Origin of the sequence: Amycolatopsis echigonensis, assembly GCF_014174495.1 — a bacterium.
Classification (GTDB): domain Bacteria; phylum Actinomycetota; class Actinomycetes; order Mycobacteriales; family Pseudonocardiaceae; genus Amycolatopsis; species Amycolatopsis echigonensis.
Genome location: NZ_JACJHR010000086.1, coordinates 25,794 through 35,388, shown reverse-complemented (window position 1 = coordinate 35,388; position 9,595 = coordinate 25,794). Strand labels below are relative to the sequence as shown.

At 69.5% G+C, this 9,595-nt stretch carries 11 protein-coding genes and 1 pseudogene; 4 read left to right on the top strand and 8 right to left on the bottom strand.

Annotated elements, in window-relative coordinates; translation table 11 throughout:
- Nucleotides 1-187: 187 nt before the first annotated feature.
- From H5411_RS38300 to H5411_RS38275, 6 genes are all read right to left on the bottom strand, one after another.
- Complete coding sequence (locus H5411_RS38300; RefSeq protein WP_183126625.1) at nucleotides 188-679, bottom strand: YbaB/EbfC family nucleoid-associated protein; 492 nt, start codon at nucleotides 677-679, stop codon at nucleotides 188-190.
- Nucleotides 673-1,053 (bottom strand): hypothetical protein, encoded by a 381-nt coding sequence (locus H5411_RS38295; protein ID WP_101435591.1) that lies wholly within the window; start codon nucleotides 1,051-1,053, stop codon nucleotides 673-675. The genes H5411_RS38300 and H5411_RS38295 overlap by 7 nt, the downstream gene beginning before the upstream one ends.
- The gene (locus tag H5411_RS38290) at nucleotides 1,054-2,169 is read right to left on the bottom strand and encodes a C40 family peptidase (protein WP_183126624.1); all 1,116 of its coding nucleotides are present in this window, start codon (nucleotides 2,167-2,169) and stop codon (nucleotides 1,054-1,056) included. It abuts the gene before it with no gap.
- Nucleotides 2,166-2,480 (bottom strand): hypothetical protein, encoded by a 315-nt coding sequence (locus tag H5411_RS38285; protein ID WP_183126623.1) that lies wholly within the window; start codon nucleotides 2,478-2,480, stop codon nucleotides 2,166-2,168. Before H5411_RS38285 ends, H5411_RS38290 begins: the two co-directional genes overlap by 4 nt.
- A gap of 77 nt (nucleotides 2,481-2,557) precedes the next feature.
- Nucleotides 2,558-3,358 carry a DsbA family protein gene (locus H5411_RS38280; protein ID WP_183126622.1) on the bottom strand — a complete coding sequence of 267 codons (801 nt, stop codon included), beginning with the start codon at nucleotides 3,356-3,358 and terminating at the stop codon, nucleotides 2,558-2,560.
- Nucleotides 3,359-3,363: 5 nt separating this feature from the next.
- Nucleotides 3,364-3,864 carry a MauE/DoxX family redox-associated membrane protein gene (locus tag H5411_RS38275; protein ID WP_167442155.1) on the bottom strand — a complete coding sequence of 167 codons (501 nt, stop codon included), beginning with the start codon at nucleotides 3,862-3,864 and terminating at the stop codon, nucleotides 3,364-3,366.
- Nucleotides 3,865-3,962: 98 nt separating this feature from the next.
- On the opposite strand from H5411_RS38275, the gene H5411_RS38270 reads away from it, so the two are divergent.
- The 3 genes and pseudogenes from H5411_RS38270 to H5411_RS38260 all read left to right on the top strand — a co-directional run.
- Entirely contained in the window at nucleotides 3,963-4,793 is an 831-nt protein-coding gene (locus H5411_RS38270; protein ID WP_183126621.1) for a glutamate ABC transporter substrate-binding protein, read from the top strand.
- On the top strand, nucleotides 4,790-7,210 hold the full coding sequence (hrpB, locus tag H5411_RS38265; protein WP_183126620.1) for an ATP-dependent helicase HrpB: 2,421 nt from the start codon (nucleotides 4,790-4,792) through the stop codon (nucleotides 7,208-7,210). The genes H5411_RS38270 and hrpB overlap by 4 nt, the downstream gene beginning before the upstream one ends.
- Before the next feature lie 80 nt (nucleotides 7,211-7,290).
- Nucleotides 7,291-7,624 (top strand): annotated as a pseudogene (locus H5411_RS38260) (P-loop NTPase family protein); the annotation flags it as partial.
- Between the two features lie 31 nt (nucleotides 7,625-7,655).
- Here the strand turns inward: H5411_RS38260 and H5411_RS38255 are convergent.
- Nucleotides 7,656-8,207, bottom strand: a complete 552-nt coding sequence (locus H5411_RS38255; protein WP_101435596.1) for a TetR/AcrR family transcriptional regulator — start codon at nucleotides 8,205-8,207, stop codon at nucleotides 7,656-7,658.
- 50 nt (nucleotides 8,208-8,257) lie between these two features.
- Here H5411_RS38255 and H5411_RS38250 point away from each other — a divergent pair, with 50 nt between their 5' ends.
- Entirely contained in the window at nucleotides 8,258-9,376 is a 1,119-nt protein-coding gene (locus H5411_RS38250) for an FAD-dependent monooxygenase (RefSeq protein ID WP_183126619.1), read from the top strand.
- Here H5411_RS38250 and H5411_RS38245 read toward each other — a convergent pair.
- Nucleotides 9,369-9,578 (bottom strand): hypothetical protein, encoded by a 210-nt coding sequence (locus H5411_RS38245; RefSeq protein ID WP_183126618.1) that lies wholly within the window; start codon nucleotides 9,576-9,578, stop codon nucleotides 9,369-9,371. The genes H5411_RS38250 and H5411_RS38245 overlap by 8 nt on opposite strands.
- Nucleotides 9,579-9,595: the final 17 nt, after the last annotated feature.

Genomic DNA, 9,595 nt, shown 5'->3' with positions numbered 1-9,595 from the left:
TCAAGCTTCGGGGTGCCCCACGCAACCACCACCCCCGAAGGGGGCGTCAGCCCCCGAACCGCTCCACCCCACCGAAGCCCACTCCATCCACAATGGACTCAACAGCAAGACCAGACCCCGCCCCTCACCGACCCAACCCCAACGACACGACCCCTCTTCACCCACAACGGATTCACCAGCAGTACCCTCACCGATCCGAACGCAACGACGCCGGATCAAAGTCTTCCCATTCCTCCACAGTGGACTCAGCCACAGCAGCGACAGGAAACCGCCTCTCCCCCAACCGTTCCCCCCTCAACCGCTGAAACTCCTCCACCGTCATCCCCGGATCGTCATCAGCAGCACGAGCCGGAGCCGCCCGCCCGGACAACGCCTCCACCAGCAACCCCGCCTCCTCCCCCAGCGATAACCCCACCCGGTTGAAACAATCCTGCTCAGCCTCAGCCATAGCCACCCGAACCACCTCAAGCACCACAGCCGAAACCCGCGAAGGATCCCACTGCGCCACCGAAGGCGATAGCCACAACCGCTTCAACGCTCCCAGCGCATCCACGGTCACCTCAACCGACCCATCCACCGCATGAGCCGACCCGCGCGCTTCCGCCATCAACGAAGCGACCTGCCCCAACGCAGCCTCGCGAGAACGGGCCAGCTCGATAAGTTCCCGGGTCTTCACCACGTCACCGGCTCTTCGTCATAGAAATCCGGATCATCCTCACTCAACGCCGTATACCCCAACGCAGCCACCGCTTCCGCGCCCAGCACCGGCGACAAAACCTGATGCATCCGATCCCCGGCCCGCCGCTCGGCCCGCCGAGACAACTCCACAATCTGCGCGGCAACCGCCTCCGAGCCGCTCCGCAACGCAGCCCGAGTCACCGTCAGCCCCGTCAACAACCCGCCAGGCGCGACCTCGACCGAAACCCCGCCCGCAGCAGCCTTCCCGACCACCGGCCCGGCTCGCTCGAACCGAGCAGCAGCGGCATCCCCGGCCCGGGAGGCCTCCTCCATCACCCGCGCCACCGCGCGATCCATGTCGAATTCAGCCACCACTCACCCCGTCGGCCGGTAAAATCCGATGAACTGCTGTCCGGCGTTGGTCGTGCGGATCTTGCTGATCTGCACCGGATCCCCGGCCTCGACCATCTGCCCGTCGCCGATCACCATCGCGACGTGGCCGGACCACACCACCAAATCCCCCGGCAGCAACTGGTCGATCGACGGCACCTCAGCCCCGACAGTCTGCTGCCGCGCGGTCCGGGGCAACTGCAGCCCAGCGTCCTGATAGGACGTCATGGTCAACCCGCTGCAGTCGAGTCCTTGCCCGCGCGCGGTGCCGCCCCACACATACGGCACGCCCAGCTGGGACAACGCCGCCCGCACCGCTTTGGCCGCGGTTTCGTTCGGCGCCATCACGGTTCTCCCGCTCGGCAGGTTGATCCCGACCCCGCTGCCCGGCTGCGGTGGAACAGCCACCGGCAACCGCGGTTTCCCGGCGAACCCGCCGCCGCCACCCCCACCGCTGTCGACTCCGCCGCCTCCACCGCTGTGGCTGACGTGCGCGCCGTTGGTGTTGAACGCCTGCGGCACCGAGGTCGTCGCGCTGCTCGCGGAAGTCGATTCCGACCCGCCGAGCCGTCGCCCCAGCCCGGTCAGCTTCCCGAGCGTCTCCTCGGTGAACGTGGCCGCTTGTCCGGTCAACTGCCCGATCTTCGTTTGCAGCTGCAGCAGAATCTGCCGGGCCGCGGCCGCCCGGCTCTCCGGCGGCTGGATCCCGTTGACCGCCGCCAGCGCCTGCATCGAGGACGCGATCTCCCGCAGAATCTCGTCCCGCACCTGATCGTTGCGGATCTCGCCGACGTGCAGCGTCTCCGCGGCCTCCGCGACCGCTCGTTCGATTTCCGCGCTCTCGTCGAGAAGGTCCTGGACTTCCTTCTCCAGATCCTTCGACGTCGCGACCGCGCGTTCCGAGGTCGCCCCGGAACTGGCCGCCGCCAGATTCACCCGCTGAGTGCCCGCGTGCTGATTGGCCTGGCCGACGGACGTCTGCAGCGCGACCTGCCCGTCGCGCGCGCCGTTGATCGCCGCCGGATCGTGCTTCAGCTTCGCGGCGAGCTGATTCGTGGTGTCCAGGCCGTTCCGGACCAGATGGTCGACCGGAGCGTTCACGAAAGCCTGCGCACAGCGTCGCCGTGTTCCTGCTCGACGGCGGCGTAATTGACCTGCGTGCGCCGAGCGGCCTCGCCGACGTCGTGCCAGCCGCCGCCGAGCGCGTGCATCCGTTCCTGCAGCGCCCGCATCCGCGCGCCATACGCGCCGGCGAACCCGGATTCGTCCCCGATCGCGGAGAACCCGTCGCCGGACAGCGCCACGTGCGGACCGATATGCGCCTTCGCGGCGGACCGCACCTCGTCGCCAAGTGGGTCGACCTGCTTCGCGTAGTTCTCGTACGCGCCGTCGTCGACATGAAAACCGGACACAACCCGCCCCTCCCCTGAGCCCTGCGGCCCAGGTTAGCGGACGGATTGTGCCCGATAGGCGAAATGACCGAATCAGGTCAGCCGTTGAGAACCTTCGTCAGCCAGTCCCCCGAAGCGGGAATGGCCTTGCCGTTGACCGCGACCGTCGGCGTCCCGAAGCCGATCTGGCCGTTGCCGAAGTCCTGCTGCAGCTTCGGGTCGCTCTGGATCTGCTGAAACGCCGTCTGCAGCTGCTGGTCGTAGGTGCCGGCGTTGACCGTCTGCGCGAACTTCGGATCGGTGATCCCCAGGTCCTGGCCGAGCTTGACCAGCTGGGCCTTGTCGTACCCGCGGCCGCCTTCCTGCGGCTGGTTCTTAAACAGCGCGTCGTGGAACGCGGTGAACTTCTGCTCGTCGGCGGCGGCGAGCGCGGCGTTCGCCGAGTCGAGCGAGTAGCCCGGCGGGTCCGAGTTCTTGTTGAGCAGGATCACCATGTGGTAGCGCACGGTGAGCTGCCCGCTGTTGATCGCCTGCTCCATCCGCGGCCCGTAGTCCTGCTGCAGCTTGGCGCAGTACGGGCACAGGAAGTCGGCGTAGAGGTCGATGGTCTTCGGCGCGCCCGGCTTGCCGACCGACACCACGACGCCGTCGCGCTTCTCGACGACGCCCGGCCCGAGCGCCGTGGGCGTGCCCGCCGGGATCGCGTTGTCCTGCGTCGCGTTCTTGCTGGAGTTGATCCAGAGCACGCCGCCGATCACGAGCGCGGCGATCACCACGACGGCCACCACCACCGCGATGATCTTGTTCCGGTCGCTTCCCGAGCCCCGCGCCTGGGCGACCGACCTCGCGGCCGCCGCCTGCTGACGGCTTTTCCGCGCGTTGCGCGCAGCTCCACCCACTGTTCCTAGTTCCCTTCCGCGATGCTCTTGGGGTAGTCGTCCGAGGCCCCGCCGGAGTTCCGGCCCTTGCCCCAGCCGAGCCAGCCGTCGACCGAAAGCCACGTGCGCGGCCGGGCGAGCAGCCACACCGCGAGCAGGGCGAAGCCGGCGTCACGCAGGATCTCCTGCGGGTATTCGGTCTGCCCGGCGTTCACGCGCCCGCCGCCGCCGAAGCAGCCGCAGTCGATGCTCAACCCGCGCGCCCATGACTGCGCGATGCCCGCGACGAGCACGGCCAGCAGCACGAGCGAGACGCCCGCGACCCAGCGCGTGGCCAGCCCGGCGAGCAGCAGCAGTCCGAGCACCAGCTCCAGCAGCGGCAGCCCGGTGGCGACCGGGCGCACCAGCGCGTGCGGGAGCACGTCGTAGGCCTGCACGGCGATGTACGTCTGCCCCGGGTCGGCGATCTTCAGACCGCCGGACACGAGCCACACGGCAGCCAGCCCGAGCCGGGCGAGCGTGCCGATGGTGTCGAGTACAGGTTGGGGCAGTCGGCGCACGCGCTTAGGCTAACCGTCTGACCTGAGAACCATGTGAGCAGCCAACCGGCGAAGCGGAGGCACCGATGCGGATTCGCGCACTGGTTGCCGCGCTGTTTCTGCTGGTCAGCTGCGTGTCCTGCGGATCGTCGACGGTATCCAAGGACGATCCGCTTCCCACCCGGGCGCGTGACGGCAACCACCTGACCATCGGGATCCGGTTCGACGCGCCCGGCCTGTCGCAGCGGACAGTCGACGGCAGGTTCACCGGTTTCGACGTCGACGTCGCTACTTTCGTCGCGCGCGAACTGGGGGTCGACCCGGACCACATCACCTGGCACGAGACGACCCCGGCCCGCCGCGAGACCGACCTCACGTCGGGCGCGGTCGACCTGGTCGTGGCCACCTACTCGATCACCGACAAGCGGAAACAGCAGGTGAGCTTCGCCGGCCCGTACTTCGTCACCGGCCAGGACCTGCTGGTGCGGCTCACCTCGCCGGACATCACCGGCCCGGAAAGCCTCAACGGCAAGCGGCTCTGCTCGGTCACCGGCTCGACGCCCGCGCAGATGGTGAAGGACAAGTTCGCGCAGATGGTGAAGCTGGTCGAGTACCCCCGCTATCCGGACTGCGTCACCGCGCTGCTGGCCAACCAGGTCGACGCGGTGACCACGGACGCGGTGATCCTCGCCGGGTACGTCGCGCAGAATCCGGAGCTGCTGAAGGTGGTCGGCCGCCCGTTCTCCACCGAGCGGTACGGCATCGGCCTGCGCAAGGGCGACACCGACGGCCAGCACGCGGTGGACGACGCCATCCGGAAGATGGTGTCGACCGGGGCCTGGCGGAAGTCGCTGGAGGCGAACATCGGGCCGTCGAACTACCCGTTGCCGAATCCACCGGAGATCACCGAGCAGTGACCGACCTAGCCTCGCTGCCGGACCTGCCCGTCCGCGCGGTGCTGCCGTCCGTGCTGAGCGCGCTCGACGACCACGGAGCCGCGGTGCTCGTCGCCCCGCCCGGCACCGGCAAGACCACGCTCGTGCCGCTCGCGCTGAACCGCGGCGAAGGACGCGTCGTGGTCGCCGAACCCCGTCGGCTCGCTGCGCGGGCCGCGGCTGGGCGGATGGCCGCGCTGCTGGGCGAACCGGTCGGCGAGACGGTCGGGTACGCGGTGCGCGGCGACCGGAAGGTGTCTTCGCGCACGCGGATCGAGGTGGTCACGTCCGGGCTGCTGGTACGGCGGGTGCAGCACGATCCCGAACTGGGCGGGGTGTCGACGGTCCTGCTGGACGAATGCCACGAACGCCATCTCGACGCTGACCTGCTGCTCGCCTTGCTCCTCGACGTCCGCGCCGGGTTGCGCGACGACCTGCGGCTGCTCGCGACGTCGGCGACCGTCGCGTCCGGACGGTTGGCCGAACTGCTCGGCGACGCTCCGGTCATCACCGCACACGCCCGCACGTATCCGGTCGAGCTGAGCTACCGCGCTCCGGCGCGCGGGGAACGTCCGGAAGCCGCGGTCGCGTCGGCAGTCCGGAAAGCACTGTCCGAAGGAGACGGTGATGTGCTCGCGTTCCTCCCTGGCACCGGGGAAATCGCGCGCACGTCGGCGTTGCTGAGTTCGCTGGACGCCGATGTGCTGCCACTGCACGGACGGCTTTCCGCTGCCCGACAGGACGAAGCATTGCGGCCACGGGAGCGGCGGCGAGTAGTTCTCGCGACCGCCGTCGCCGAGTCGAGCCTGACCGTTCCGGGCGTCCGCGCGGTCGTGGATTCCGGTCTCGCCCGCGTCCCCCGGGTCGATCATCGACGCGGTCTTGCCGGGCTCGCCACGGTGCGGGTTTCGGCTGCGGTGGCGGAACAACGCGCTGGCCGGGCAGGTCGCGAAGCACCTGGCCGGGCGTACCGCTGCTGGCCGGAGCACGAGCAAGCGACGCTGCCCGCATACCCGGAGCCGGAAATCCGCACCGCCGAACTCGCGCGGTTCGCGTTGGAGCTCGCCTGCTGGTCCACTCCGGACGGAACCGGCCTGGCCTGGTGGGACCCGCCCGGCGAAGGTGCGCTCGCCGCCGCGCGAAGCCTGCTCGTCACCCTCGGCGCGACCACGGCCGACGGTGCTGTCACGCCGCGCGGGCAGAAAATGGCCGACCTCGGCTTGCATCCTCGTCTCGCGCGCGCGTTGCTGGACGGCGCTGAGGCCGTCGGAGCCCGTGCCGCCGCGGAAGTCGTCGCGCTGCTCGATGCCGGAGCGACGCTCACTGATGTCGAAGCCGAACTGCGCCGGCTTCGTTCCGCGCACGACGACGCGGCCCGTCGATGGCAACGGGACGCGAAACGGTTGGCCTCACTGGTCAATTCGCCAGCCTCCGGGGCCCCGGACGCGGCGTTGGTCGTCGCCCTCGCGCATCCGGAACGCTTGGCGCGGCGGCGCACGGGATCGGCACCGGTGTATCTGATGGCCAGCGGCACCGCGGCCGAACTGCCCAGCGGAAGCGGACTGGGTGACGCTGAATGGCTGGCCGTCGCCGAAGCCACCCGCGACCCGGGCCGCGTGCACGGCACGATCCGGCTCGCCGCGACCGCCGACGAAGCGCTGGCCGTCCGAGCCGCGCCGACCCTCATGTCCGAAGCGGACGAAGTGCATTGGGACGGCGATGTCGTCGCCCGGCACGTGCGTCGGCTGGGCGCGATCGTGTTGTCCGAAAAGCCTTTGCGCAACCCAGATCCGCAGCAAGTCCACGACGCAGTGGTCACCGGACTCCGCACGGAAGGCCTCGGTTTGCTGCGATGGACCCAAGACGGTACCCGCCTCCGCGAACGCCTGGCCTTCCTGCACCGCGTACTGGGCGATCCTTGGCCGTCCGTGGATGACGAGAATCTTCTGTCTGATGTAGACAGTTGGCTGGATCTCTCGCGGGTTCGCCGCCGAGCCGATCTGGCGAACGTCGACGCCGGAACTGCCCTGCGCGGCCTGCTCCCCTGGCCCGAAGCAGCGCGGCTCGACGAACTCGCTCCGGACCGGCTGGAAGTCCCGTCCGGTTCGCATTACCGCGTGGACTACCACGGCGACCAGCCCGTGCTCGCGGTGAAGCTGCAAGAGACCTTCGGCTGGACCGAAACGCCGTCGCTCGCCGACGGTCGCGTGCCGGTCGTGCTGCACCTGCTGTCGCCCGCCGGTCGCCCAGCCGCGGTCACCGCCGACCTCGAATCCTTCTGGCGCACCGGGTACGCCGCCGTCCGCGCCGATCTCCGCGGTCGTTACCCGAAGCATCCGTGGCCGGAGGACCCCGCGACCGCCAAGCCGACCCGGCACACCACCCGCCGGTCCCGCTGACCCCTGCCTAAAGTCGAGGTCGGCCCGGGACGGCCGGCTGATGTCCACGCACACCGCGCGGGCGCAGACTTCGCCGTACGATCACGTTTCGCGGATTGACGAAGCGCTACGGCCAGAAACCGGTGGTCAACGGCCAGCGCGGGCAAGTCCACCACTATGCGGATGACTGTCGGCCTCGACCGGCCGGACTCCGGTGACGCACTGATCCGCGGCAAACCGTATGCGGAACTACGGTTTCCGCTGCGGGAAGTCGGTGCGCTGCTGGATGCGGAAGCCGTGCACCCCGCCGCGCGGGGAAGCATCTGCTCGCGATGGCGCGCAGCAACGGAATCGCCGCGAGCCGGGTCGAGGAAGTGCTCGCGCACGGTCGTCGCGAGCAAGCGCACCGGCACGTTCTCCCTCGGCGTGAGCCAGCACTGCTGAACCGCCGCGACGCCTGAACCGGTCAGGCGTGCGGCAATCCCAGTCCGGCAAGGACTGCACGGGCTCCGGCGACCAGTTCGGCTTCGGTCGGCGGGTTGACGGAGCCCGTGCCCGCTAACGCGTCGAAGATCGATCCGTCGAGCCAGCCGATCAGCACTCGCGTGTGGTCCTCCGGGGTGGGTGACCCAGCCGCGGCGAGTACCTCCGCGCACCGCCGACGCAACTCCAGCCCGCCAACGTCGTATCGAGCCCGCAACTCCGGCCGTCGCGTCGATTCCAGCGCGAATTCGTAGCGCGCGAGCATCCGGGTGCGCCCGACGGTGATCGACCGGTGGACCATCGCCCCGAGGAACTCCGCGAGCGTCCCCGCCGGCGGCGCGACCTCGGCCTGGTCGAGCGCGATCATCCGGTCCGCGGCCAGTTCGAGCAGCGCCGCCCGCGTGCGCGCGTAGTACGACGTCGAGCCCGGAGGCAGCCCGGCCGCCCGGTCGACGGCGCGATGGGTCAGTCCCCGCATGCCCTCGGCCGCGATGACCTCGATGGCCGCGTCACCGATCACCGCTGTCCGCTCCACCCCGCCACACTACAGGTGTAGAGTCCTCTACAGACGTAGAGGAGGGCGGCATGGCTCAGCGACACGCGGTCGTGGTCGGCGGCGGCATCGGCGGATTGGGCGCGGCGATCGGCCTGCGCAAGGTCGGCTGGCAGGTCACGGTGCTGGAGCGCGCGCCGGAGTTCACGGCCATTGGCGCGGGAATCTCCTTGTGGCCCAACGCGCAGCGGGCATTAGCCGAATTGGGCGTCAAACCGCGGATCTCCGCACAGCGCGGCGGCGGCCTGGTCGATTGGCGCGGGCGTCGGCTGGCCAACTGGGACGCGGACCTCTTCGTGCGCAGCCACGGATTGCCTCTGGGCGCGACGCACCGGGCGAACCTGATCGAAACGCTGCGGTCAGCGTTGCCGGACGAATGCCTGCGGACCGGAGTCGAGGTGACGAGCGTCGAGCAGAACGGCTTGGTGCACCACGACTCCGGCTCGATCGAAGCGGACCTGATCGTGGCGGCCGACGGAATCCACAGCCCGATCCGGCAGGCGCTTTTCCCGTCCGCACGTGTGGCGTACAGCGGTGGTGCGGCGTTCCGCGGCATCGCCAAACTGCCGCTGAAGCCCACCTTGAGCACGACATGGGCGGCGGGAATCGAAATCGGCGTCCTACCCCTGCTGGACGACGAGGTGTACTGGTGGGTCTCCGAAGCCCGCCCAGCCGGGATCCGGCATGCCGACGTCCACGCCTACCTGAGCGCGAAGTACGGCCGCTGGCACGACCCGATTCCGCAGCTCATCGACACCACCCCGGAAATCCTGCTGCACGACACGCATCACCTGGCAACGCCGCTGCCCAGCTACACCCGCGGCCGCATCGCGCTCCTCGGGGACGCCGCGCACGCGATGCCGCCGTTCCTGGGACAAGGCGGCTGCCAGGCACTGGAGGACGCGGTGGTGCTGGCTTCACACGTCAAAGAGTCCACAGTGGACGAAGCGCTCCGTCGTTATGACGCGGAACGTCGCCCACGCACGCAGAAGGTCGCGAAGGCCTCCATTCAAGCCGGCGCCAGCGGGCCGCTGCTCCGCAACCCGGCAGCGGTCGCGCTCCGGTCGGCCTTCACCCGGCTGTTGCCCGCGGCGGTCACCACCCGGGTGGGAGCCAGCATCAGTCGTTGGCAACCGCCAGCACTCAGCTAGAGCGATCCGAGGACGCGAGGAGCGCGTTCGCGGTGTCGATGATCGTTGGCTCAACAGGGCGGGATTTCCAGCCGAGTCGAGTACGCGCCTTGCTGCTGTCGACGAGCCTGGTGCGGCCGAGTTCGAAGCGCAGCATCGCCATCGGCGGGTTTCGCCGGGCAAGGAGTTTGACGACGAAGTCAGGCAGGGCGCGAGCGGGCACCTTCGCGGCTTGCTCCG

Excerpts from the sequence above, each read along its gene's own strand:
- H5411_RS38270 (WP_183126621.1), top strand. The coding sequence starts at position 3,963 with ATGCGGATTCGCGCACTGGTTGCCGCGCTGTTTCTGCTGGTCAGCTGC.
- H5411_RS38250 (WP_183126619.1), top strand. The coding sequence starts at position 8,258 with ATGGCTCAGCGACACGCGGTCGTGGTCGGCGGCGGCATCGGCGGATTG.